The organism is Bacillus sp. B-jedd (assembly GCF_000821085.1).
GTDB lineage: Bacteria > Bacillota > Bacilli > Bacillales > Cytobacillaceae > Bacillus_D.
The window spans coordinates 3959920-3986667 of record NZ_CCXR01000001.1; the positions used below are offsets into that span (position 1 = coordinate 3959920).

The 26748-nt window shown below is 45.8% G+C and carries 13 protein-coding genes; 6 read left to right on the forward strand and 7 right to left on the reverse strand.

What is annotated here, in order from left to right:
* Nucleotides 1-22 precede the first annotated feature (22 nt).
* A complete protein-coding gene (gene tagU / locus BN1002_RS19405; RefSeq protein ID WP_048827172.1) occupies nt 23-943 on the forward strand; it encodes a polyisoprenyl-teichoic acid--peptidoglycan teichoic acid transferase TagU in 921 nt (306 codons plus the stop codon).
* Nucleotides 944-1885: 942 nt separating this feature from the next.
* Here tagU and BN1002_RS24530 read toward each other — a convergent pair.
* Complete coding sequence (locus tag BN1002_RS24530; RefSeq protein WP_082036313.1) at nt 1886-2101, reverse strand: FIVAR domain-containing protein; 216 nt, start codon at nt 2099-2101, stop codon at nt 1886-1888.
* 697 nt (nt 2102-2798) lie between these two features.
* On the opposite strand from BN1002_RS24530, the gene BN1002_RS19420 reads away from it, so the two are divergent.
* Both BN1002_RS19420 and BN1002_RS19425 read left to right on the forward strand, forming a co-directional pair.
* The gene (locus BN1002_RS19420; RefSeq protein WP_048827175.1) at nt 2799-4268 is read left to right on the forward strand and encodes a zinc ribbon domain-containing protein; all 1470 of its coding nucleotides are present in this window, start codon (nt 2799-2801) and stop codon (nt 4266-4268) included.
* A 103-nt stretch (nt 4269-4371) separates the two neighbouring features.
* Nucleotides 4372-5130 (forward strand): hypothetical protein, encoded by a 759-nt coding sequence (locus tag BN1002_RS19425; RefSeq protein WP_048827176.1) that lies wholly within the window; start codon nt 4372-4374, stop codon nt 5128-5130.
* A 312-nt stretch (nt 5131-5442) separates the two neighbouring features.
* On the opposite strand, the gene galE is transcribed toward BN1002_RS19425, so the two are convergent.
* Together galE and BN1002_RS19435 are read right to left on the reverse strand one after the other, a co-directional pair.
* A complete protein-coding gene (galE, locus tag BN1002_RS19430) occupies nt 5443-6435 on the reverse strand; it encodes a UDP-glucose 4-epimerase GalE (RefSeq protein ID WP_048827177.1) in 993 nt (330 codons plus the stop codon).
* 363 nt (nt 6436-6798) lie between these two features.
* A complete protein-coding gene (locus tag BN1002_RS19435; protein WP_052445660.1) occupies nt 6799-12540 on the reverse strand; it encodes a DUF4350 domain-containing protein in 5742 nt (1913 codons plus the stop codon).
* Between the two features lie 658 nt (nt 12541-13198).
* On the opposite strand from BN1002_RS19435, the gene BN1002_RS19440 reads away from it, so the two are divergent.
* Together BN1002_RS19440 and BN1002_RS19445 are read left to right on the forward strand one after the other, a co-directional pair.
* The gene (locus BN1002_RS19440; RefSeq protein WP_048827178.1) at nt 13199-14374 is read left to right on the forward strand and encodes a HupE/UreJ family protein; all 1176 of its coding nucleotides are present in this window, start codon (nt 13199-13201) and stop codon (nt 14372-14374) included.
* Nucleotides 14375-14553: 179 nt separating this feature from the next.
* Nucleotides 14554-16059: a PAS domain-containing sensor histidine kinase gene (locus tag BN1002_RS19445; RefSeq protein WP_048827179.1), complete on the forward strand. Its 1506-nt coding sequence runs from the start codon at nt 14554-14556 to the stop codon at nt 16057-16059.
* Nucleotides 16060-16951: 892 nt separating this feature from the next.
* Here the strand turns inward: BN1002_RS19445 and BN1002_RS23465 are convergent.
* A complete protein-coding gene (locus BN1002_RS23465; protein ID WP_082036314.1) occupies nt 16952-21196 on the reverse strand; it encodes a 5'-nucleotidase C-terminal domain-containing protein in 4245 nt (1414 codons plus the stop codon).
* A gap of 1060 nt (nt 21197-22256) precedes the next feature.
* On the opposite strand from BN1002_RS23465, the gene BN1002_RS19460 reads away from it, so the two are divergent.
* Complete coding sequence (locus BN1002_RS19460) at nt 22257-23099, forward strand: STAS domain-containing protein (protein WP_048827181.1); 843 nt, start codon at nt 22257-22259, stop codon at nt 23097-23099.
* 66 nt (nt 23100-23165) lie between these two features.
* Here BN1002_RS19460 and BN1002_RS19465 read toward each other — a convergent pair whose 3' ends face one another.
* From BN1002_RS19465 to BN1002_RS19475, 3 genes are all read right to left on the reverse strand, one after another.
* Nucleotides 23166-24143 (reverse strand): CPBP family intramembrane glutamic endopeptidase, encoded by a 978-nt coding sequence (locus BN1002_RS19465; RefSeq protein ID WP_048827182.1) that lies wholly within the window; start codon nt 24141-24143, stop codon nt 23166-23168.
* Nucleotides 24144-24750: 607 nt separating this feature from the next.
* Nucleotides 24751-25932 (reverse strand): toxic anion resistance protein, encoded by a 1182-nt coding sequence (locus BN1002_RS19470; protein ID WP_048827183.1) that lies wholly within the window; start codon nt 25930-25932, stop codon nt 24751-24753.
* Nucleotides 25929-26585, reverse strand: coding sequence for a 5-bromo-4-chloroindolyl phosphate hydrolysis family protein (locus tag BN1002_RS19475; RefSeq protein WP_048827184.1), 657 nt, complete (start codon nt 26583-26585; stop codon nt 25929-25931). Before BN1002_RS19475 ends, BN1002_RS19470 begins: the two co-directional genes overlap by 4 nt.
* Between the last annotated feature and the right edge of the window lie 163 nt (nt 26586-26748).

A 26748-nucleotide genomic window follows, 5' to 3' on the forward strand; every position in this document is an offset into this window, starting at 1 on the left:
GCGCTTCGCTTGGAGGGGAATAATGAGACATAAAAAGAAGAAGAACTGGATGAAAGTTCTGTTCATATCACTGTTGATCATGTTTTTGGCTGTCGGAACATACGCCTTTACTGTTTATAGATCATTAACTAATGCTGTGGAAAAGATGCACAAGCCTATTGATCGGGATAAGTCCCCCAAAAGGGCGGAGGAGATTACTTTCGGGAAGAAGGAGCCATTTTCTGTTCTTTTGCTTGGCGTGGATGAAAGGGACGGGGATCGGGGCCGTTCTGATTCAATGATTGTCCTGACCGCAAATCCACATCAGGAATCAATAAAAATGCTCAGCATTCCGAGGGATACGCGAACGGAAATTGTCGGGAAGGGCAAAGACGATAAAATCAACCACGCCTATGCATTCGGCGGTGTGGAAATGTCGATGGATACTGTGGAACACTTCCTGGATATTCCGATAGATTATTATGTAAAAATCAATATGGAAGGCTTTAAAGATATCGTCAATGCAGTTGGCGGAGTTAAGGTAAATAACTCTTTTGCATTCTCTTCAGATGGAGAAAGTTTTCCTAAGGGGGAAATTAATTTGAATGGCGAATCCGCGCTGAAATACGCCCGGATGAGATACGAGGATCCTAGAGGAGATTTTGGCCGCCAAAATCGCCAGCGCGATATTATCCAGGCTGTCATTAGCAGGGGGGCATCATTCCAAAGTCTCAGCAATTTCGGTGAAATCTTTGGAGCCCTTGGAAAAAACGTCAGGACTAATCTGTCTTTTGACCAAATGGTTGGGATTCAAAGGAATTATAAACCCGCTGGCAAAAACGTCCAACAATTGGAGCTAAAAGGCAGCGGCACGAAGATTGATAAAATCTATTACTTTATCGTCCCACAGGAGGTACAGCAAGACATCCAGGACGAGCTGAAAGCACATCTGGAAATTAAATAAGCTATAGTTCAATTTAAGGGCGGCAAACCGAAAACCGATTTGCCGCCCTTTTAATCATTCCATATTGGGTTCCTTGCATATGACACTCCGGTTAGTTGCAATTTCCAGTGAAGCTTTGATAGTCAACTAAATTGCTATCACCAACGACAATAAGGAGAAATCGCAATGAGATTGAATTGACACAATATGATTTGTTCCTTTATAGGACAGTTTTGCGGGGATATAGTAAACTATGGGGCTAAAAGTAGAAGCTGAAATTTAAAGAACTATTGTTCTCATGTGAAATTAGCCTACATGTGTTATTCAGATTGGCTGACATCCGCCATGCAGCCCTTCGCGAACTTGTAATCTGAAAAAGCAGAATGTCCATTACTGTCATATTAAAAAATAACGGAAGCACTAAAATTAATGACATGAGGGCGATAGACCTTACAAGATTAGGGTGGCGGATAGATATAAGCTTATCATGCTACAAAAGCAATAAACTCACACAGCAAAAAATATAGGAAAAACGGCTTATATCTATAATGAGAAGTGAACATTTTCATAAATGAACATAGTCATATTGTAGAATTGGAAGTCTCCCACTATCTTACCCATCTTGAAGCCATCACCATTTGCCAACCATATAACCTTTGGCATAGTCCGCTTCATATATAACAGTCGTACTATTAGCGCTTAACAATAACATCCTATCCTATAAAGAAAAGCCACTTCATTAATAACTAAGAAGTGGCACTAAATGACCAATACTAGGTAATATCGTCCATAAAGGATTCTTTTCTACTACAAGAAAAGTTAAGCGGTTCTTTGCACTCCTTTGACCAAAGTTCCTAATACGAAAGAAAAGTAATCCGCCAATTGTAAATAATAGTGAACCTGCCAAAAGAAGGTTATAGATTTTACTCGCAGTGTTTGGAAAATTTTCGCCATCAAAAACATTTATATTACAGGATCTGGTGGTTGGATCACACCTTTTTCAGACACTTTTATTAAGCCAGAGACAGCCTCTTCTAAGGCGCTGACTGCTCTATCCACTTCTTCTTGTGTTGCCTCATGGTTCTCTAAAACGGTTTTTGCTTCAGTTAACGCTTTTGAAAATGGAATCCAACTGTCAGAAGTGTAATCAACTTCTTCCTTTTTGTCGGCAACACCAATTGCTTTTCCAGCGAGGAAAAAACTACTGGTTTTTCGAGGATACTAATTGTAACGGTTTCTGTTAATGTCACATTGTTTTCTTCACAAGAAATTTCAAGGTCTTGATCTCCGGCCCTACTGGAGTCGAAATCAGCAATCTTTGCAATAAATGTTACGCACATAATTATTATCATATTTCGAAAAAACGCTTACCTTAAAACCTCACCAACATAATAGGTTAAGTCCCCTTCAATCATCAGTTTTTCAATTTGGAAATCGGAAGATCCTGCGCTATCCCCTCCCCGGCAATTCGGGCCATGCCTCTGGCTTTTAACGCCATTGGTTCTTCTGTTTTAACTGCCCGATACCATCCCGCAATTCCTTTACCAATAAATGAAATAGGAGTTTTTCCAAGCTCCGCAGCTTTTAAAAGTGAAATAGTATAGTAGAATATACTGCCTCTTTTCAAATATATTGACTTGTAATAAGAGAAACGTCGCCAAACTCGATGGCGGGACCATTGATTACGGCCTCCCCAACTTGAAACCAACTCTTCCAATTATGTATATAATAGGATAATATTAGTAATATAGTCCTACATATTTTCATAAAGATTTACTCTTTTATTCTCTTCAGCAGATTTAATAGGAAAAAAGAAGGAGGTTAAAACCTAATTTATTGTTATCCATCATGACATTTTACAGAGAGGAAGTTCTAAATGAATTATTGTAAGGAATGTGGAGCCTCATTATCGTCGGGGACAAAATTTTGCAAGGAATGTGGAACTCCTGCACCGATAGCAGCTTTGAACAAATCTGCGGCTAATCCAAAGCAGCCTTCAAAGCCACTTAGCCCTAAAGTGAAAAAATTGTTAATTGCCGGTATCCTATTAGTAGGCCTTTTTTTTGGAGCCTATAAAACAGGCGAGGCATTGACTGGTAAAGAACGAAAAATCGAAAAGTTTGAAACTGCCTTAATAGAGAAGAATCAAAAGGAATTGGCTAACGTCCTTGTCTCTACTGATAAGAAATTAAAAATCAATTCCGATTCCTTGAACGGACTAATGAGATATCTTGATGAAAATCCCGATGAAATCAGCAATATCGTTAATACACTAAAAGAACAGGCAAAATACTATAATTCTGTAAAAAGCGATTCACAATTAGGACAGCAATATTCGGAAGGTGCAATGCCCAGAGGAATAATCAACTTGGAAAAGGGAGAAGGGTCCTTTCCTTATGATGAATTCTACATATCTATTCAGCCGATTTATATGTCCTTATCAACAAATTATAAAGATACTATTTTAATGGTAAATGGCCAAAAAATCTCGACAGCTGATACAAATGATTTTTCTAAAAAGGTTGGTCCGTATGTTCCGGGTATTTATACTGTTGAAGCCAATCTGAAAAACGATTATGTTACTTTAAAGAACAAACAAGAAATTTACTTAATGGGCAGCGAAACTCAACAAGTAAATTTATATCTTGAAGGCGAAGAAATCACCCTCGATTCTAATTACACAGATAGCGGCATTACCGGAAAAACTCTCTTAAACGGAAAAGATATTGGTGTGGATCCATTTTCAGGAGCATCTTTCGGCCCTGTTGTAACAGATGGGTCACTTCTGATTCAGGCAATCGGCAATTTTCCATGGGGAGAAACAAATTCAGCTGAAATAGCAATTGAGGACAATTGGGTTGAGTTCAATTTTGCTCAAGACGATGCTTTTCAAAAGTCTATCATCGATACTGTTGTACTTCATGCTCAAGAAAGGATTCAAGCCTATACAGCCGGGGATGCAACCAAAATGTCAACCGCTACTGCTGAGCAAAAAGAGAAATTAGCTTCGGAAATTTTAAGTGATAAAGAGAATGGGCGCTTCTTCACAGGTTCCTATCTAGGCTCAACCTTTAACTTGGATTCATTTGAATTTTCCCATGATGACGAACAATGGATAGCGTCGGTTTCCGTAAAAGAAACATACAATTCCGATTACTATTATGAGGGTGATAAACCTGAGTTGAGTGAGGATATTCATTTCTTGTCGTATGATCTTGTCTTCGATGAAGAAATGAAAAAATGGCTAGTCTCTGATAGTTCCAGCTCTTGGGGATTCAATGAAAAGAACGTGAAAGAAATTAAAGAAACTGAACCGAAACAATATACAACAGCTTGGAAAAAATAAGCAACTATCTTTCAGGGAAAGTGGGATTGATAACGTGATATGTCCAACTTGCAATCATGAAAATCAAAGTGGTAAATTTTGCGAAAACTGTGGAACCAATCTAATGACTCGCGCGCAAAGTGAAAGTGCTGCAACAGTGGAAATTCCCTCAAGCGCTTCACCTGCATCCAATGCTCAGGCCACGCCAAATCAGTATCTTGAAACAACGAAGACCGTATCGAGGCAATATTTGAAGTTTGTTCTCCAGGTATTAAAAAAACCTTTCTCTTCAAGCCATCAAGTTGGAGGGGAACAGTTTGTCAACGCAATCATAACGATATGCCTATTTTCCCTCTTCATACCAGTCATGTTCTATTTTGCCTTAAAAGGGTTTCTTTCAGATATAGGCAATTTAGGCGGGGGTCTATTTGGAAATGCTATGCAAAACATAAGCCCTCCTTTCGGAACAGTGGTTGTGAAGCCGTTTTTTGGCTATATCGTATTTGTTCTATTAATTTCCGCCTTTATTTTTGCTGCAGTGAAGTTAGGCAAGATACAAGTTGCCTTTAAGGATGTTGTCTCCCGCTTCGGTACGCTTCTTATACCATTCACAGCCCTTATGCTTGTTGCTGTCCTGTTAAGCATTTTGAAAATTTCCTTTGCATTTGCACTGTTATTTATCAGTTTAGTTGGCCTCATCTTTTTAGTGCCGACTCTTGTCATTTCAAGTTACAAGAATCCTGATAACAACGGGCTGGATATCTTATATGGATCGCTTTTGTCCTATGTGCTTACCTTCATTACGTTAGCAATAATGGGTGAATTCTTATTTGATGCAATTAAATCAAGTCTTGGAAGCTTTTTGAACCCATTTGATTTTTAATAGTCTACTTTAGCTCCCGAATAAAGCTAAAACTCCCCTGAAACACCAGCCGTTCCACGTTTCAGGGGAGTCTTTTTATTTCACTAGTTTTGCATAAAATTATCTAAAAATTCAGTATAATCATTCTACTTCTTCAGAGCCAGAAAGGTAAATGTAAAAGCCCGACTAAATGATATGCTTCCCTATAAGTCCCCTTGCAATAGCCAGGAGTTGTGGAGTAAGCTTGTACTAGAATATTTGATCATTAAGTAAGAAAAATGTCCCACAATCCTTGGAGAAATTGGCTTGCGGGACATTTTTTTCTATAGTGTGCTAGTTGTAATTTTGTTCAAACCGCCAAGCATCCCGGCACATGGCAACAAGGTCGAGTTTTGCTTCCCAGCCGAGTTCATCCTTGGCCTTGGCTGTTTCCGCGTAACAGCTTGCAATATCTCCGGGCCTTCGTTCGACAATTTCATAAGGGACTTTGATTCCGTTCGCCTCTTCGAATGCTTCGATAATTTCGAGGACACTCGTTCCCCGACCGGTCCCAAGGTTGTATACATTGACTCCCTTGGTGAGGTGTTCCAATGCAGCAACATGTCCCTTGGCCAAGTCAACAACATGGATATAGTCCCTGACCCCGGTTCCGTCCGGCGTCGGATAGTCATTACCGAACACCCTCAGTTTCTCAATCTTTCCTTTAGCAACCTGAGTCACAAACGGCATCAGGTTGTTCGGAATGCCATTTGGCGCTTCGCCAATCAGGCCGCTTTCGTGGGCACCAACTGGGTTAAAGTATCTGAGGAGGGACACTGAGAATGCCGGATTGGCCTTCGCGATATCCGTTAATATCCGTTCACTCATCGCCTTTGTTTCCCCATATGGATTCGTTGTCGGCAGCAGACTTATTGTTTCCACAAATGGAACTGTGTTGTCCCCATATACAGTGGCGGAGGAGCTGAAAACAAATTTATTGACGCCGTATTTCAGGCAGATTTCCGCCAGAACCATTGTACTAATGAGATTATTTTTATAATACATTAATGGCTTTTCTACCGATTCTCCAACAGCCTTCAAGCCAGCGAAATGGATGACCCCGTCAATGCTGTGTTCCAAAAAGATGGCCTCAACCGTTTTGGCATCGGTGACATCAACTTCATGAAGCTCTACTTTTTTGTTTGTAATTTGCATAATTTTATCTACATTGGCTGGATTGCTGTTGACGAAATTATCGGCAATGATCACATTGTACCCGGCCTCAAGCAAAGCCACGCAGGTATGGGAACCAATATAGCCAGCACCGCCTGTAACTAGGATATTCACGAATGTTCACCTCTTAGGTTTAATAAAAAGATTACTCGACTGACTTAATTTAGCATACTATTAATACCATATTCACAGCAAATTGAACGAACAGCCGGTTATAAAAAGCCAAAACCTATCTTTAGTAATTTAGAATAGAACCGGTAGTGCTAGCAGTTTGCTAACTTTATCCGTAAAGTTTTTACATTTATCCGTACTTTTTTTGGTTTGTCCGTAAATTTTGTGTCCGTTGCCGGACTTTTTTTGATTTATCCGAACGATTCTTGATTTTATCCGTAATTGATACGGATTCCGGAGCTACATATTATAAGGAAAAACAAAATCCTCCCCGTTCAATTTCCAGGGAGGATTTTGTGTTACTGCTTAAATATTGTTCGAGCTGCCGGCGGTGACGATGGTCGTGGCTGCTTTGCTTTCGTTTCCGGCTGCGTCGGTGGCTGTGACGGAAATCGTCGTGCCGTGTTTCAGTTTTTTGATTTTGATATTGTATTTGCCTTGGCTGTCGGCGGTGGCGGAGCCAATGATCTGGCCGTCGACTTTGGCGACTACCTTCGAACCTGCTTCGGCGATGCCCGTGATGAGGTCATCGGCGTTCCGCACTCGGTTGACGGCTGGTGCTGCTGGCGGTGTCGCGTCTTTCACGACAGTTTCCGTTGCGGCACTTTCATTGCCGGATGCGTCTGTTGCGGTAACCGTGATGACAGTATCGGCTGGCTGTTTGGCAATTTTGATCGTGAAGCTTCCGTCTGCACCTGTGGTCGCTTCGCCAATCACCTTAGCAAAGACTTTCGCGATGACAGTTGAGCCTCCCTCGGCTGTTCCGGTGATGACTGTGTCTGCGTCTGTCACAACGTTAACCACTGGCGCTTCGGGCGGGGTTGTATCGGCTGTGCCGATCAGTTCCCTAGTGTCGCGGACGCGGATCCGCTCGCCCTGGGCGAACATGCCGGACATGCCGACGGCTTCAAGTGTGTCGCCTGGTTTCAGTGCCGGAACAGGTCCGCTCTGATTGACTATATATCCATCAGTGAAGACGAGGACCTGGCCGGAGCCGTCGTTAATGAAGTAGGAGTTTTCGTCGAACTTGGAAACGACTTTTCCTTTTACCTTCACGAGCAGTCCCTGGTTGGCTACTGATGTTGCTTCGCCGGTTGGGACGAGTTTCGGCTCAAGCGGTGTGCCGCTGCCGATTTTGATGACGTCTTGGTCGAATTTCGCGAATTCGATTTCTTTGTTGTTATCAAAGGAGATGATATGGCCGTAGATCCTGACTTTGTCGCCGAGTTTCAGCGAGCCGTCCGGTACTTCATTGAAGGCCATGATTCCGCCCGTTTCATCCTGGACGTAGAAGGCGTCGAAGAAGACACCGGCCGCGGTTGTGACTGTTCCTTCAATGACGGTTTCTGTATCTTCGGCCAGCTTGCGCGCGTCACCGATTGAAGTGACCTTCGTTTCGCGGTTAGCGAGCCAGTTGATGGCGTTCAGTGAGAACTGGTCGTTGCCTTTGTCTTCGTATGATTCATCCATCTGCTTATCATTGAAGATATTCATTCCGGAGACGATGATCCGGCCTTTGCTGCCGAGTTCCTCGGAAGCGATGAGCGGGATGGCTGATCCGCCTTTGTCATCGGAAACGGTGTCGTATGCGAAGCCGCCTGCTTTCAGGTTGCCCTGGTACGTCGTTTCATTTCCTTTTGCCAGGATGGTCAGGCTGCCGCCTTCTGCGAGCGGCTGGCCGTCGGCACCCATTAAGCTTGATCCGCTGTAGTAATCAAGGAAATGGACGCGGTCCGTGATATAGTTGCTGACGAGTCCCGGGAATGCCCTGACTGCGTACGGGCTGACTTTCGGATCGCTCCAGAAGTTCCCTGTTTTGCTGTCATCGAATACCCCGTCATTGTTCATCCTGATTTTCGTGCCGATATCGGCAAGGAGCGGATTGCTGATGGTCGGGTTCGTGCTGTTGTTGCTCTTTCCAGCCATCAAGACCGAGCCGCCGTTTGCCGTGAATTTTGCAATGGCTGCCCTTTCCGCTTCCGTATAAGCGGTCCTTGGATGTGTTAGGACAAGGATACTGACATCCTTGAGGACGGCATCCGTAAATGGAACCTTGTTTTCTGAAACGGTATAGCCTTCTTTTTGCAAAATAGTTGTGAAAGCCTTCAGATTATTGGCATATGTTCCGCTGTCTCCACTTGAGTTTTCATTGCCGTGTGCGCCATCGATGAGAATTTTGACACCTAAAGGTTCTTTGATTTTCACGGGAAGCAGGAACGCTGTGTCGCCCAAATCCATTCCGTCGAGTGAGCTGACGGTGGCGATGATTGTGTGGTCGCCTTTTATCGGGCTTTCCCACTTGATCGCCGCTGTGCCGACTCCCTTTGCCTGGATGGAGGAAATAGTTTGGGTGCCGATCAGGTTGGCATCCTTCACTTCGTCCACATACAGGTCTACTTTCAGGTTGGAAACAGCCTGTGTTCCGTTGTTGCTGACGTTCGCTTTCAATGTTGCCGGGTTGCCCGCGACGATGACGTCACCGGTAACGTCGATGCTGTTGACTTTGACGTCAACTGCTTCTTCCTTCGACCAGATTGGCGAAGAGTATGCTCTCTCACCGTCCATCTGGGTGACCCTTACAACGAACCATTGCTGGCCGCCTTTTACGGTATAAGATGGCTTCCAGGTGAATTCTTTCGTCATTGGCTCGTATGTGTCCACTACTTTGCCGGCGTTTGAGATCAGTTCGACCTTAGCAACGCGGTCGTCTGATTTATAGTCGGCCGGAAGATAGCTGTAATCAGCTGATGAACGCGATTCCGTGACGCTGTCGCTGCCGCTGATCGAGAAGCTCAGGTTCTTGCTGTCGACGGTCGAGCCCATATAGTAGCCGTTCGCGCTTACGTCCATAGTGAAGTTCGGGTCTTCCACCATGTAGACGCGCATGTTGCGCATGGAATGGAGCAGTGATTCCTGGGACAAATCTTTGGAAACGATGACTGTCCGGGCATTTGTTTGGCCCCATGTGCCTTCATGGTTGTCTTCCCCGTAAGTCGGTGCGACGTGCCAGCCGAGGTCGAGGACGGAGAAGAATTTCTTTTCGGCGTTGGCATAGCCGTAGTGGCCGGAGCCGTTGCCGACTTCAAGCATGGTGAACAATTTGTCGACTTCTTTTTGATACGGTTTAAAGTCATTGAACGCGGCTTTTGACATGTCGGGATGGTTGAACTGGCCGACGATGTCATCGTACGTCATGACCCATGCATAATATTTGTTCAAATCCTGATACATTTTGCTGTTGATATTCCGGTCGATGAAGTTCTCCGAGCCGAAAATATTTGAGTGTCCCCAGGTTGTTGACGTCATTTCAAACGCCGGGAAGACGACGTAATCGCCATCCTTCGTATATTTTGCCGCGAGATCCTTCGTCAGCTGCCAATCGGCGCCGCCTTTTCGTTCAGGCGTGTCGCCGCGGTTGACGGTGTCCTGTCCAAGCAGAGCCGGGTCGATGTCATGCGAATGGTCGGAGAAAGCGAACCAATCGTAATTGTGGCTCTGGCCCGCTTTTAACGCTTCCTCTGGAGCGCCTGCCCCGTCATGGGAAATATTCGTATGGTTGTGGGTCGTGCCCAGGTAATGATTGCCGCCGGTGAAGCGCGGAACGGATTCGAATGTCCATTCATACGTTCCGACGTTTCCTTTCGTATCGGCCGCGGTGACTTTCGTCGTGTGCAGGCCGATTTCAAGGTCGGCTTGCGGCGTGAATTTAACCTGGCTCTTGCTGATGACGGCTTTCGTATAATCGATTTCCTTGCCGTCGAACCAAACTTTAATCGAGTCTTCCTTAACGCCGCTCGGGTCTTTGATCAGGACGGAAATTTCCGGACGCGGGCTTTCGGTTTTCAGGCCGCCGATTGGATTTTCGCCGTAAAACTCAGGGCCTGCCGTATCTTTGACAAGGCTGACCGAATATGGCGCAGCACTTGTTCCGGAAGTGCTTGTCTTGTCGCCGGCTTTTGCTTCGATATAATATTCAAAGCCTGCTGCCGGGACTTTGTCCGCTTCAAGGACTGCTGTGTAGCGACCTTCGCTACCGGCAGCCATTGGAATTGCAGTGTAGCCCTCCGCCTCTTTCGCGCGGTAGTAAACCGTGACAGCTTCAGCGCCGCTTGCGTTGGCGACAAATTCAACTGCCGTATCCTCGTATGCTTCTTTGATTGGCGTGTGTTCAAGGCCAAGCTGGGCTGCAATGTCCTTCACATCACGCGGATAAACTTGATAGCCATTCAGTTTAGATGCATTTGTTGTATACTGACCGACGATACCGGTGATGGCGTAGCTTTTGCCAATCACAAGGTCTGTATCAGGCTTGATGCCGGTCTTTTCCATTACTCTTAATGTTGTTGCTTTGTTGTTTTCATCCACAAAGGTGATATTGTAGTTCGTTCCAGTTGCCGCTACTGCCGAAACCTTTCCTGTCACGTTGACAAGTGAGCCTTCAAGCGGTTCTGCCGCGGCAAACGTGTTCAGGTTTTCAATTGTTACAGGCTTGGCGGACGGAATCGGATTTCCTTCACTGATTTTGACAATCGCGGTCGGTTCAAGCTCGGTCAGGCCGTTATAGTCGAGGACCTTCCCGGTTACCTTGACTTTGTCGCCGCGCTTGACGTCGATCTTCGAGTCGAAGGAGCCGAAAACATTGACTCCGCCAGTTTCGTCCTGGATGTAATAGTTGTTTTTCTGGGTACCGAGGATGCCGTTTTCAATCGTAACGACGCCTTCAACTGTAAAGAATTTATTCAGGTTGACGAGGAGCCCTTTCGCATCGGTTTCCTTCATCACATTGATTGGCGTGATGACTTCAAGTGACGGTTTTTCAGCCGCGACTGGCGTGCTTTCAAGGTTGATCCCTTTCGCCGTGACAGTCTGCTGCGTCACATAGATTTTTTCAGGAGCCTTGGCAAAAACATAGGTGAACGCACCAGACGCATTGGCAAGGACTTTTTCGCCATCGGTCGGCTGGAAACGCTCCGCCGGATTGGCTGTCTCGTTCGGATACACATTGATTGCCGCCTGCGCGATTGCCGCGCCGGCATTGCCGGTCAACGTGCCTACCCCTTTACTGTCAACCATATAGCTCAGTTTATCAGCTGCTATTTGTGCGCTTGCCGCTGCCAGCTGAATTTCAACCGGCTCGCTCGCGTCTTTCCCTTCCTGTTTTGCAGTCAGGAAAACGGTTTTTAGGTCAGTTTTGCCAAAAGTAAGTTCGAATGAACCATTTTCAACTGCCGTCCCGCTAGCAAGGCTTGTCCCGCCTTTTGTTTCAAAAGCAGTTACGATCGAATTGGCTGGAACTGCTCCTTCAAAGCCGGCAATTTTTCCAGGAGTGAACTGGATGTTCCTCCCGATTGGCGCAAGGCTGGCTGCTGATTGCATCGGCCTTTCGATTGGGCTCTTTGTGTTGCGTGGGGTTGGAACCCCTGCCACAAAGTCGTTCATATTGTCATCGCTGTCCCAAGCATTGCCAAGTCCCTTTGCCGGTGCGACATTGGCGTACGGGCGGCGCTGGGCGCTTGTTGTGTTTGACGGCGATTTCGCCGGGCCTGTCCCTTCATAGGCGTTCGCGGCCCCGAATCCGACAAAGTCGACTGTCCCGGCAGGCATGTTGCCGAATCCGGCTGTCGTCGTATTCATGAGCGCGACTTTGCCGCTCGTGGCGGACATTGCGGCCCCGCCAGTAGCGTCAGGTGCCGGCAATTCCTCACCGGTTGCCCCGCCAGCCTGGGCGATTAAATAATAGCCATAGGCTGGAATTGTGCCAGACAGTTTCGTCACGTTCCAGCCTGTCCCCGCAGAAGACGCGTACTGGATCGACCAGCCTTCAAGGCTAACCTCCTGGTCAGTTGGATTATATAATTCAATGAAATCTTTATTGAATGGCGCTCCGCTGTTTCCGCCGCCGCCATAAACCTGGCTAATCACCACATGTTCCGCAATGGAAGCGCTTGCTTTTTTGATTGCTCCCGCTGGCAAAAATGTGCTGATTAACAGGATTGCTGTTAGGAACATGCTGACTGAACGTTTGTGTTTCCTAATCATTTTCCCCATTTGTCCGCTCCTTTGTCATCGTCTCCGAATGATCTATGCTGCAAAATACACGGGCTGTATCGGTAAGTTTCTGTATTGGTCCCGTTACCGGTCCCTGTTAACGTTCGCTCTCCATTCCTTATAAAATTTTTACGCCTTTTTATTTTACAAAATATCAGAATCTCTGAATATGGTTTTTTATAAAAAATATGGGTGTTTTAAATATGTAAATAAAGGAAATAAGTGCTATAAGATGGAAATCAATTGTTTTGCCCGGGAAGGTTGCTAGCAGTTTGCTATTTTTATCGGTGGATTTTTGAATATATTCTTAAGGCCCTGTTTTCCTTGACTGTTGATTTCCACTCCGGGGACATGCTTTCCGCGGGGCGGACCGTGGAGCCTCCTCGGCGTCCTAGACGCCTGTGGGGTCTCCACGTGCCGCTGCATCCCGCCGGAGTCAGTCCCCTCCGTTCCAATCAACTTCATTGAAAATCAACACTCACTTTTAACTGAACATTCCTTAAAGCGTTTTTTCTTACCTTTTCGGATATATCCTTTTTTCAACCATCTCATCCTAGCAATCTATCACCTTCTGCCGGGCACGAAACCCTGTTTTCAAAAACCCCACATCCTGTTAAAGTAGAGTTGCTTTTATTAAGGTTATTTAGGGGGATTTCTTTTGCAAAACAAACCTTCTGTATTTTTCCATAAAGCAGCTGTCCTCGTCCTGGCAGCGATTCTGCTGCTGCCAATGCCGCGGTCTGCGAGTGCGCATGCATACAGCGCGAGTTTCACAAAGGTCAAGTTTACCGACCAGGCGACAACAGTTACCTTTTCAATCGATGCGTTGTCGGTTATGGAGCTGCTCGAGGAGGTTGATTCGAATAAAAACGGGATTCTTGAAAAGGGGGAAATGAATTCCGAAAGGGAGCATATTGCGGAGCTTATCACGGAAACGGTTGTCCTCGACAAAGATAACCGTCAGCAGGAGCCCAAGCTAAAGGGGATGAAGCTCGAAAAGAAAGACCGGAAAGATTTTGTCACCGTAGCGTTTTTGTACCCTGCCTATTTTCCCGGGGATACGGTTACGCTGATGGACGGCTTTTTCAAAAACGATGCGGGAACGAATTATATCAATCTCATTTCCGCTTCGAACCGCGGTGAAACAAGCGAAGCGGTTTTGCAGGGAGACAACCGGGAATGGACGATTCTGTTAACGGAAGTCCAGCAGGAGCAGGGAACGGACGGACAGTCCCCTTCGGATAACGGCGGCCAAGATAGCGGAACGCCAGCGAAAACCGCTTCCTCCACTTCCGGATGGACGGCGTTCTTCAAGCTTGGCATGCTCCATATCCTGACAGGCTATGACCATCTGATGTTTTTATTGGCGCTGCTGCTAAGGAAGCAAACATTCAAACAATATGCCGCCATCATTACATCGTTTACGATTGCCCACAGCATCACACTGTCGCTCGCTGTCCTCGGGATTGCCGATTTGCCTTCCCGGTTCGTTGAAGCGGCAATTGCTTTCAGCATTTGCTATGTGGCAGCCGAGAACCTGTTCAGAAAGGAAATCCGGAACCGCTGGCTGCTGACGTTTGGCTTCGGATTGATTCACGGACTTGGCTTTGCGGGGATTCTGAAGGAAATGGCGATTTCAAAAAGCAGTCTGGCAAGCGCCTTGGTTGGATTCAATATTGGGATCGAAGCAGTGCAGCTTGCGCTTGTTCTTCTCGCCCTTCCGGTTCTACGCCTGCTGCATAAGCAAAAGGCAGCCGGTAAAATCATTGATTATGGTTCATGGGCCATCATTTTGTTCGGGGCATTTTGGTTTTTGGAAAGAATATTTTTATAAAACAATCGAATTAACCGATGATTGTCTCGTTTTTATAAACAAGTTTACGATTTACTCCAAACTTTACAAAGTGCACTGGAAATTTCATTCTATAAATGAGACAATTATTACGGGAAACTTTTCAGAAAATTTAATATGGTTTCAATTCGGTTACATCTCACTTTATAAGGGGGGCAGAAATGGACAGTGGCATTACGTATATAGCCCGGAAGCTTAAAGAGCTCGGCGGTGAACTGGCTGAGGCTAGTCCTGATCAGAGATATAAGCTGCTTTATCATAATTTTGACCAACCCTCTTTTTGGCAAAAGTACTTAATACACCTAATGGGCCAAAGTTTAGAAGCCGGTAATGACTCAGTTAAGGAGGATCTCCATGCACTGGCAAATCTTCTAGGTAAAAGGTCTGCAGGAACAGCCGGATCTCTCGATTCTACCATCAGCCTGCTTTATGATACACGCGCGGTCATCGTCAGACTGTTGGAGCAGGAATCCAAGGCGGGCACAATATCAGTCCACGACCTTTTTGATTGTATCAGGATTCTAGACCCGTTAAACCATACGATTGTTTCTTCCGTTATCGCCCATTATAATGAAATCCTTTCGATCACAAAGTTCGCACTGGAGGAATCTGCCGCCGATCTAAAAATGAGCCTTACCGAGCTTGCCGAACTGAAAAAAGTCCTCAACGAGGCAACCATTTTCGCCGTAATAGATGAACATGACAATTATTTGTATGTGAATGAACGGCTTTGTGAAATCTCGAAATATACGAAAGAAGAGCTGATTGGAAAAAACCCGTCCATTCTGGATTCGGGCTACCAATCGAGAGAGTTTTTCCAAGATGTTCTGGAGGAACTGAATAAAGGAAAGGTTTGGAACGGACAGATTCTAGCACAGGCAAAAGATGGCTCCACTTATTGGGTCGACACGACTCTGGTCCCGTTTCTTGATAGTACGGGGAAAAGGTATAAACATATTTCCCTCCAGTATGATATTACCGAACAAAAGAAGACAGAGGAAACATTGCTAAAGGCTGAAAAACTTTCCATGGTTGGGGAACTGGCGGCTGGCTTCGCCCATGAAATCCGCAACCCGTTAACGACCATCAAAGGCTTTGTCCAGCTTTTGACAGAAACGACAAAGGAAACTGTCTTTACGAGGACTATTTTGGATGAGATCGATCGAATCAATTCAATTGTAAGCGACTTCATGATTTTTGCCCGTCCGCATTCAACCGACTTTAGGCAATCCGACCTTGTCGGAATCCTTCACGATGCGGTAAAATTCCTTGAACCTGAAGCCACGCTCAGAAGCGTTCTCCTCATTACTCATTTTCCTAAAAAAGAAGTCCTGATTAATGGGGAAAAAAATCAATTGAAACAGGTTTTCCTCAATATCATCAAAAATGCGATCGAGGCCATTGTGGACGGTGGTATAGTAAGCATTTTACTCGAGGAACAAGAAAAACAAGTGGCGATAACCATTACGGATACCGGGGTCGGCATGACCGAGGAACAGCTTGCTAAGCTCGGCGAGCCTTTTTTCACCACAAAGGCGACCGGAAATGGGCTTGGACTAATGGTCACCCATAAGATTATCCGTGATCACCGGGGAACGATTGAAGTCCAAAGTGAAGGGCCCGGAAAAGGGTCTACCTTTATAATCACATTTCCTTACAGACAATGAGGCTTCCTGAGGAGGCCTCATTTTGTTTTTGCAAAAATCGTTCGCCCTCCTTTTCCTTTAGCCTGCCTTTTTCGCCAATGTCCTCTTCTTTTTTCAAAAATTCAGCCTATATCCTGTTCATCCTTGTCCAATTTGCTCTGAAATTGGAGAACGGTTCTTCGTTTATGATAGCTAAATGGGCGGTAAAGGAAGAATAAGTAAATAATACATGCACTCAAAATCCGGATTCTTAAAAGGGAGCGATGAGGATGAAAATCAAGGCAGGAAGCTGGAGGAAACTAACACTACAGGAAAAGTTATTTATTCTTCAGGCGGTAAGCTTTCGATCAAGGTTAAAATATTGAAAGGGTGCGGCCCAGCCGTACCTTTCTTATTTTTACCCCTGGTACGGACACGCATTTCGATTCATTTACTGTTTTGAATCCTTTAACTTTCCGCAACGAACACACCGGCCGGAATAATAATCATACTTGTGGTTTCTTTTGATTAAACAAACCAGTCTTTTTAAATTCATTCCAATTCCTCCGTTCTATATTTGTTTGTTGCTTGAAATTAATTGAATCGCAATTTTTGAGGCTAGAGGTAAAGTAATCAATTCATTAAACCTTGTTTTAATTCAATAAAATTACATAAATGTTTTTGATTGGTAATACTATTCTATTATATTTCCCAATAAATTAACAGGTAATTGTTTTCCTTTTTATAGTTTCCTTTTTTGTGGCTAACTTTTATCACGGATGAGGTTTTAAAAAGGAATTTAAGCGATTTATTTGGAGGTATTAGGAAGTTTTTTGGTAGATTACTAATATAAAAGTTGAAACACCCGCTGGACTTCTATCCAACGGGTGTTCCTTGTTTTATTAGCGAGATTCAAAGAGGTTTCGCACCAATGTTAAGCTGCGTTACCCTTTTTGCCTTTCCCTGGTGTTTCTCCACTCTGACCAGGGTTATTGCCTCCCTGTCCAGGCGTGTTTCCAATTTGTCCAGGCGGCGCGAATTCCTGCTTTTTGGTGACGACTCCGTCTTTATCGAGTTTATACCACCAGCCATCGTATTTGGACCATTTATCGGTCTGCTGGACGCCGTTTTCATCGAATAAATAGGTTTTGCCGCCAATGGCGACAGCTCCTGTCTGCATGACGCCATCCTTGTCAAAATAGTATACGGCTCCATCGATGGTCTTCCAGCCGCTGACACGGGCACCGTCTGCTGCCGGATCGAGGTAGTACTTTTTGCCATCAAGAACGAGCCAGCCAGATTGCTGGACGCCTTCCTTGTCAAAATAGTACACGGCTCCATCAATGGTCCTCCAGCCGCTTACACGGGCGCCGTCCGCTGCCGGATCGAGATAGTACTTCTTACCGTCAAGCTCTAGCCATCCGGTTACTTTCTTGCCAGCTTCATCGTAGTAGAACCATTGTCCGTTTTGTTCAACCCAGCCAGTCACAATCGCCGGTGGCTCTTCGCCTGCAATAATCCTGCCTTCAACGGCCGGAGAAATCGGGCTGTTCTTTTCAATGTAGGAAGCGAGCACTTCGAAGTCTACAACGAATAGTTCATTGATCCGGCCATCATCTTTCGCTTTCTTGAAGGAAGTATAGCCGTCACCGCCATCGGCTACGAATGCGTTCGTTGCGACGCGGTATGTTTTGCTAAGATCAATGGCTTCATATTTGTTGCCATTTTTCACTTCAACACTCCAGACCCTGTCCATAGGAGGTTTGGCCGGGTCGTATTGGAAGCGGAGACCGGAAACCTGCGGGAACTTGCCTTGCTTAGTTTCCACCTGTGAAACGCCATTCTCGAGCGCCTCCCATATTTCTGCTCCTGTCAGTTCAAGGGCGACCAGCTGGTTCTCGAACGGCATGACTTCAAGAATTTGTCCAAGAGTGATATCCCCTTTATCAATCGATGCGCGGATGCCGCCGCCGTTCTGGATGGCGATCGTTGTTGGCAAGGACTCATTCGCCTTGGCCGCCATCGCATCGGCAATCATGTTGCCAAGGTTCGTTTCCTTCGAACGGACATCATCACGGAAGCCGTTCAATGGCACTGTAGTATGCCCGACTACTTGCTTTCTCAAATCATCAAGCGGAGCCCTTAGTTGAGCAACACGCGCTGCTGCGTCCGCATCGGCTGCATAGTTCTTCAGGTCAAGAAGGACGCCGTTATGGCTAGTGATAACGCCATTTTCGTCAAAAGAAACTTCCAGCTTGCCGAGATAGTTCAAGTATTCGTTCGCCTGGACAATTAAGGTCGGCTCTTCTTTTTGCACGACAACAGGTTTGTCCAGCTTTGTATGCGAATGGCCGCCGACGATGACGTCAATGCCTTCGACTTTTGCGGCAAGATCCTGGTCAGGCACATAGCCAAGGTGGGAAAGCGCGATAATCTTGTTTACGCCTTGGGCATTCAGGGCCGCAACAGTTTCCTTTGCCTTGTCAATCGCATTATTGAAGACAATTTCGTCAGCCGGGTTGGCAAGGAAAGTTGTATCAGGTGTCGTCAGGCCGAAGATGCCGACTTTTTCACCGTCGATTTCCTTCACAATGGCCGGATAAATTTTGCCGCCTTCAGCATTTTCACTGATGCTGTTTTCGAACAGCTTGCCGAGCGAAGCGTCTTTGCTGACATCAACGTTCGCGCTGACGATTGGGAAGTTCGATTTCGAAATAAAGTTTGCTAGGGTTTCGGACGTCTTATCGAATTCATGGTTGCCGAATGTCATCGCATCATAACGAAGCTTGTTCATGAATTCAAGATCAGCAAGCCCCTGGTACTGCTTGAAATACAGCGTGCCGGAGAAGACATCGCCCGCGTCAAGAAGCAGGCTGTTCTTTGCCTGGCCGCGCACTTCATTTACTGCTGTAACAAGCTTCGGATACTGCTCGACATGCGCGTGGCTGTCGTTTACATGCATGATCGTCAAATCAAGCGGTTTCGGGCCGGCTGGCTCCGGAGTCAGGTCAATCTGGGCCACGAGTGGATCGTGGTCGCTGACGCGTCCCTGGGCAGCTGAGAAGTCCGAGTTCAAATGGACAATATCCAGCTCCGCTGAATTAGCCAGGCGGTTGGATACGAGCATGTGGTCAAGCACCTGGGCATTACCCTGGTAGTTGTACGTATAACGCTCTGGCTGTGGAACCGTTTCAATCAGATTTGTCAGATCATTGCCTTTCAAAACTTCAAGCGGTTTAGAGAATTCAAAGTCATTCAAGTCGCCAAGTACCACAACGTTTGCATCCGGGTTCTTTGTTTGAACATCGGAAACGAAGTTGTTGACGATGGTTGCAATTTGTACCCGCTGTGCTTCGCTGCCAAGTACAGGCGGCTGGTTTTTGCCAAAAATCGGCTGATCTCCACCCTTGGAATTGAAGTGGTTGGCAATGACAATCACTTTTTCGCCATTGAAGAAGAACTCTGCTGCGAGCGGCTTGCGGCTTGAGTTGAATGCGGTGTTGGTTGGGCTGATCCGTCCAGGGTTCAAAGTCAGGGCGCCGTTTTCATAGCCTACTGCCTGTGTCGCTGTGCCTTTAGGCTTTCCTTCTGCAAGCTGAACCCGTTCAGGATTGTAGATGTATCCAACGCGGATATTCCCGCCAGGCTCGCCGCCGTCCTTCAAGTTCTCAGGCGCGATATCAGTCCACTTATAAGTTGGTCCGCCTGCAGCTTTGATTGCATTGATAAGCGCCTGATAGTTATTAGAAGCATCGGTCGTTCCATCATTTGTCGGGCCATTATTGTCCTGGACTTCGACTAAGCCGACAATATCTGGAGCATTCATGTTTTTCACAATGGACTGAGCTATCTTATTCGTCTTTTCAACCTCGGAAGCACGGTAGTTCTCCATATTATAGGTAGCTACCGTCAGCTTGTCCGCGTCTTTTTTAATTGTTGATGTTTCACGGGCTGTGGCGCCTTCCACTTTTTCAGGCAGGCTGGCACGATCGGTCAGAAGCTTATAATTTTGGAAACCATAGCTGATAACACCTGTCACAGTGCCGTTTAGTCGGTCACCTGTTTTGTTTACATAATCACGGTCGCCCATCAGGATGTGAATCCGTTCAGGGTTCGAGGTGTCTTTTGTCAAAATGGTCCCGCCTGCGATAGTGTAAGGCTTTCCTTCAACTTTTCCGGCAATAACCGGGATTTCGCCGTATTTTTGCGGGGCAGTCGCAGTTGGGTTTTCTATTGCAACACGCATACCTTCAATGCTTTCATAAAAATCGATTCCATCCTCATCTGGGTCGAAAGTCCCAAATCGATCATTATCGACAACTTGTGTCGGAGGGAAGATATCCTTCCCTATGACTAAAGCCTCAGGAAGCGGATTGCCTTTACTGATGACAGATATAGACGCACCTGCTCCGGCTGCGTTAAGCTCGGTCATCGCAAGGTCTGTTTGCAGCTTGTCATTGTAGCCGTCAAGTACCCATTCCTTTACAAGGCCGTCAACGGATACAAGATCGCCAACCTTCACGTTGTGTGTTGGCTTGTAGACAAGGATGCCTTCTGAAGTGTTCGGATTATTGTCAGGCGTGACGGACTGCATATAGAAATTGCTCGCATCCTGTACAAAGGTGACAATACCCCGAACGCCTTTTACGTTTTGATCTTTATAAGGCGACTCGTGGGAGGAGCCTTGGATTTCATGGATTTTTAGGCCTTCCGCAGGTATTGGGCCAGGATCTGGATCAGTAGGCGTTTCCCCTACAAAGCTCATGGCTGTTGGTGATTTTAGTCCCGAAACGGTGAAATACTTTTCCAGAGATCCTGTGACAAAGATTTGTTTCCCTTGATTTTTCGGGTTAGTTTTCAGACCGAAATCTGAACGGAACCCTGAGGTGAGCTGGACCGGCATAATTTTAGCCGGATCCCTTTCTGATGGTGAGTCCGCTATGGCAAGGTTTATATCATCATCAAACGGAGCGTCAAAATCGTATTTGTTTGTACCAGTAGTAAAACCAATAATATACCCCTTAACCGTTGCTGTGCCTTTGTTATTGGCAATCGCCTGGGCGACGGTGATGTAGTTTTCATCGGCGGCGCTGGCTTTCCCAGCGAACGGAAGGACCGTTCCGGCAAGCACCATGAAAATCGCCGTTAGTATAAAAAGCTGTTTTCTGAATAAACGCAAATCCTTTTTCCTCCTTTAAATGAGTGCTTTGATTTGGTACCAGTAGCTTTCCTGCAAACCTTCGATAGCCGATCAGTATGTAACGGCTCCCCCTCCATTCAGCCTAAATTGGAATTGCATGTCCATTCTAACTGAACGTTTTCAGGCGAGCCATAGGGCTTATTTCATGTTTTGTTTGTACTATTCAGAATTTTCATCGACCTTTTTCTTCAATTCTTCAGACTTTATTCTTAGTTTTGCCAAAATTCTTGTCCCATGCGGTTGAAAAAGGCAAATTTGCTGCAAAACCTTCGGGCTTGCAGTCAGTATTTGTTGAACGATTCCCCATTCAGTTTCTATTAAAGAATCAGTATAGTTAAGTAGCGGGAACACTTATTTATGTTGGAAGTGAAATTAAAAACGGGGAGTGAACTTTGATGAAAATTCAGGTGAAAAGCTGGAGAATGCTTACTGCTGAAGAAAAGCAATTTTTATTAAAGGTGCTCAGCAGCCGTTTTAGACGATAGCATTCGCTTTGGTTTAAGAATCGGATAGGAGCACTCTCAATGTACTCAACGACCGCAGCGTGAAAAAATCAACTTTACGTCGCCAAGATTTTGTATTGACGACCGTAGTCAGAGTTATTCATCCGTGCGGTCGACAAGAGCTCGTATTGACGACCGTAGCTAGAATTATTCATTCGTGCGGTCGACAAGAGGTCGTATTGACGACCGTAGCCGGAGTTATTCTTCCGTGCGGTCGACAAGAAATAGGATTGACGCCCGTAGCATTAGTTTTCCGCCTGTTCGGTCGATAAGAAGGGGTATAAACGCCTCCAGCGTGGATACTCCGCGTGCGCGGTCGAATAGAGCCTGCTCTACGAACGCAGCGTAAAAAAACAATATCTTTTAACAACCCACCAGCCTTCCAAGATAAAAAGCAGCCCATCTAAGCTGCTTTTTTTGGCGTGGCAGGAAGTTTATTGTTAAGTTTAGGAGGCTGAATCAGTTGGTAATTTGCATAGCAAGGAAATTACTATATGATTAAGATGGAGAAGTATATATAAAAGGGGAATGTACATATGAAGGATGAATTACAGTATATTGGCGAGAAAATTATCGCGAATAAACACATTATTGCCCGGAATGTTACGGCGATCCTTGATAAAAGCAATACATTCCATTTGCCCGGTCAGGTAGTCGATGATGAAAGAAAGGTCAGTTTTTGTGCTAAATTCATTTCCCACCTCGGAGAAGCATTAATAGGAAATGAAGCAGCCGTTCTGGAGCGGATTGATCTTTGGGGCAAAAAGGCCGCGGGAGTGGCAATCCGCTACAATGTGTCGCTGACCGATTCATTAAGAAGTGTGACGTTATTCCGGACAGAAATTTGGGATGTCTTCACTGATGAGCTCGAAAAGAAGCAGTTCGCCGCCATTACCATGCTGGACGTTTCAAAAATTATCGACCCATTGCTCGATCGGGTTTCAAGCATTGTGGGTGAAGAATTTGAAGCGCATACAGACACATTGATGAACGTCGCCTACACGGCACTCGAAGAGCTCTCTGTTCCTGTCGTGCCTATCGTTGATGGAATAGCCGTCGTTCCATTGGTTGGTTCAATCGATACACGCCGCGCCAAGCTCATCATGGAAGTTTCACTCGCGGAAGGCAGCCGCCTCGATGTCCGCCATATGATTTTCGACGTCTCAGGTGTCCCGATCATCGACACGATGGTCGCCGACCAGCTCTTCCAGATCTTCAGCGCCCTTCGCCTGACAGGCGTCCAACCCGTCATCACCGGCATCCGGCCTGAAATCTCGCAAACCATCGTCAGCCTCGGCCTCCAATTCGACGGCATCACCACACGTGCCAGCATGCACCAGGCCCTCAAAGATCTTGGTGTCCAAAGAATCATAAAATGATGCAGGGGACGGTTCCAGCGCTTCCTTCAGGCCTTGAAGGAAGAAGCAGAACCGTCCCCTTACTTATTACTCTCCAATCCTTAGTTCGGGCTGGAGGGTAGTGGTTGGTTTTCGTGTGCCAATCTCGATTGCCCAGGCGATCAGCAGTAACCCTGCAAAGATGAGGGAGGAAAATTCGAAATAGTACCATTCGATGCTCATCAGGATATCGTAGGTGGCATGGACGGCGATCAACAGCCAGAGGTTCCTTGTCCAGAGCAGCAGCAGGCCCAGAATGAGGCCGAGGTTTGTAAATGTTGCGATCGTGCCGATGGTGACTGCCCAGGGCTGTGGTGTATCCAATGCATGCCCGGCTCCAAATAGAAGCGAACTGAGGAATAGGGCGACCATCAGGAACAGGTCCCGGTTCCTGCTTTCCCATTTTTTCGGGAGTATCTTTTTAAAGATCAATAGAAATAGAATCATATATGAAATCCGGTAGACTTCCTCAAACCCGGCGAGGAAATCGGCATAAAAGTCGGAGCCGGCCAGGTCGAACCATTCAAACACCTTGTCAGACAAGGTTAGGTCCATTCCCTCCTCACCCGAATCTTCCATACTATCATTCACATATGCCGCTGATTCTTCCATAAATTCGCCGTAGCTTTCATTAAAATCAGTAAATAAAATGGCTGAGTAAAAATTGAATACGATTGCTCCGAGATAGAATATTAGAAAAACAACTGCAAACTGCGAAATGTATTTTCTGAATGGCGGCTTTTTGGAGCGGGTATCAGCCATGTCGCCAGCCTGCAGCCCTCCGTCTGTTTCTGTGCTGCTTTCCGGTCCGCCTCCTACCGATTCTGTCTTCCGCAAGGGCTTTCCCGCCAGCCTCGGATGAAGCTTCCACGCGACAAAGATGGAAATCACCATAATTGCCTGATACATCTCTGAGAAAAAGTAACTGTACCTGGATAAATAAAGTGCGGCCTCCGATCCTAATGTGACCAGGAGCAATAATAATAAAAGCCGTTTTGAAATCGGCTGTGTCAAGTCATCAATCACTTGCATTCCCCGCTCTTTTCATATTTAGTCGTATTCTTCTATCGTCCAAGCAGGTGGATCAGCAAAAAGCTTATTCCGTTTACAGCCGCAAGAAATAACCCGCAGCCAAGCACCCATTTTCTATTGAATTCCATATGCTGCTCCTTGTTTCCTTGTTTTCCAACCCTTAACGGTTAGTACGGTTCCAATGATGGAAGATTCTCTTTCATTACTTTACCATAAATTGGCGGGTTGGACATTAGTTTTTCTTACCAAATATCCGCATCATTCGACAGTGTAAAATTCATTCAAACGTTTGATTGAAAACAACTAAATCCGTTGGGGCGGGAGGAACTCATCCAATTATTTTTTGCAAAAGTTGTCGTTCGGATTACAGAGAATTCCCGTAACCTGGATATTCATGCAGTCTTTTCAAGTAATTCTGGTGTCCTCTTTACATTGTATGGGTGCTATTAGATATATATGAACCTTCGCGCATACAACATTTGCCCCTACATAAAACAAAGCCATTCCGCTTCAGCGAAATGGCCGTTTCATTTTCACCTGACTCCGTCCCGGTTTTTCAACCGAATCTGAGGATCACTTCTCAAGAGCAAATTCGAAATTCCTACTTCGCATCTCCTTTTACTTCAAGGAGCTTCTGCCTGAGGCCGCTTTCCATCAGGGCGAGGTCGTGTTCGGCCTGGCGGCGCTTATTACGGCCCTCTTCCTGGATGCGGAGCGTTTCTTCAAGGGTGGAAACAAGGCTTTCCTGCGTCCTCTTTAGTGTTTCGATTTCGACGAGGCCGCGCTCGTTTTCACGGGCTGTTTCGATTGTATTTGTTTTCAGCATTTCAGCATTTTTGAGAAGAAGCTCATTCGTTGTCTTTGCGACCTGTTTCTGGGCCTCGACCGCGTTACGCTGCCTGATCAATGTCAAGGCGATGGCAACCTGATTCTTCCAGAGCGGGATCGCAGTCATGATTGATGACTGAATCTTTTCCGCAAGTGCCTGGTTCGTGTTTTGGATGAGGCGAATTTGCGGTGCGCTTTGGATGGTCATTTCCCGGCTCAGCTTCAAATCATGAATTCGCTTGTCAAGACGGTCAGCGAACTGGAGCATATCGTTAACTTCCTGGAATTTCATTTGGTCGCCGGATTCCTCGGCTGTCTTCCTTAATGCGGGGATTACCTCCCGTTGTAGCTCATCGTACTTCAATTCCCCTGCCGCGATATAGACGTTCAGGGCATTGAAATACTCCTTATTATGTTCATAAAGCCGTTCGAGCATCGCAATGTCCGCCAGCAAGGCGTTTTTACTGCGATCCAGCTTGACCGATATCCGGTCGATCTGCGCACCGGTTTTTTGGTATTTTGACAAAACTTCCTGAATGGATCCGGAAACCTTGCCGAACATCCTTGAAATCAATGACTTCTTCCCGTCATTCAATTCCTCGGGGTTCACATCCGATAGGCGCTTCATTAAATCATTAATGATTTCGCCGACTTCACCGACATCCTTTTTTTGCACATGCTCCAGCATCGCGTTCGAGAAGGTTAAAAGCTTCGCCTGCGCCTGGGTCCCGTATGAAATCATAGATTGATGGTTTTTAGGATCGATCTGGGTTGCCAGCTGAAGGGCCCGCGCCTTATTTTCCTCAGGAAGCACATCGATCAGCCGGACCTGCTTCTCTTCCTCGGAAGGGGCAGCCGGGGTAACCGCAACATTATTCTCCGCTCCGAACGGGTCTGCCAATATATCATCAAGTAAATTATTCGTATTCTTAGCAGCTGAATTATTCTCGTTCATTTTAGCCTCCTGTTTTCCTCAATGAGATTCTTGCCTTTATTCATTTCAATCGCCTGTTTCGCGACATCAATCTCAAAGTCGAGATGGTCGATGTCATCCCTGATAATGTGGTACAAATCCTCTTCGACCGCATTTGAAAGTTCATCAAGCATCCGCTGCGTCTCGTGCAGCTTCAGCTCCATTTCGAGGTTTCTCTTTGGCTGGGCCGATAGGAAGGCGTATTTTTCCGCAAGTTCGATGAGTGAGTCAAGATGCGAAAAATAGAAACGCTCCGCCTTGTAAAAGCGTTTCGGCTCATCCTTCGTCATTTTATAAATCTTTTTGGTGACCCTCATCAAGTCAATCCGCTGTTTTAAGGATGGTAAATTCTTTATTGAAAAAAGGGATTTGTGGAGGCGGTTCAGTTTCCGCTTCCCCTCTTCTAAATTCTGCTTTATATACTTGTATTCCTTCCCCGTTAAGCCGTGCCGCTTTAAAAATTGGGAATTCGTATAAAACCCGACTCCCTTGTATGAAACCACGCCACCCAACACCATAACTCCGGATGAAATCAGCAAGCCGGCATCAAATCCGAAAAAGCTTACTAAACCTGCTATGAACGCTGCCGGAAACGCAACGGAAATCTGCAGTAAAAACGATAAAAATGGATTCATTTCAACATCGACTCCTGACTTTTAATCCTGTATTGGTTAGTACGTATTTGGCAGACAAATTGTTTCATGTTCAGCAAATAAATATTTTTGAAAAATCTTTTTCCTTATCATTACAATACACGAAAATGCCAAGCGTTTCCACAGCCTGCAACTGTAATCTCTT

Bases quoted from the DNA above. Each gene is read 5' to 3' on its own strand.
- BN1002_RS19470 (WP_048827183.1), bottom strand. From the start codon at position 25,932: ATGAACGAGAATAATTCAGCTGCTAAGAATACGAATAATTTACTTGAT.
- BN1002_RS19460 (WP_048827181.1), top strand. From the start codon at position 22,257: ATGAAGGATGAATTACAGTATATTGGCGAGAAAATTATCGCGAATAAA.
- tagU (WP_048827172.1), top strand. From the start codon at position 23: ATGAGACATAAAAAGAAGAAGAACTGGATGAAAGTTCTGTTCATATCA.
- BN1002_RS19435 (WP_052445660.1), bottom strand. From the start codon at position 12,540: ATGGGGAAAATGATTAGGAAACACAAACGTTCAGTCAGCATGTTCCTA.
- BN1002_RS19475 (WP_048827184.1), bottom strand. From the start codon at position 26,585: ATGAATCCATTTTTATCGTTTTTACTGCAGATTTCCGTTGCGTTTCCG.
- BN1002_RS19445 (WP_048827179.1), top strand. From the start codon at position 14,554: ATGGACAGTGGCATTACGTATATAGCCCGGAAGCTTAAAGAGCTCGGC.
- BN1002_RS19420 (WP_048827175.1), top strand. From the start codon at position 2,799: ATGAATTATTGTAAGGAATGTGGAGCCTCATTATCGTCGGGGACAAAA.
- BN1002_RS19425 (WP_048827176.1), top strand. From the start codon at position 4,372: ATGACTCGCGCGCAAAGTGAAAGTGCTGCAACAGTGGAAATTCCCTCA.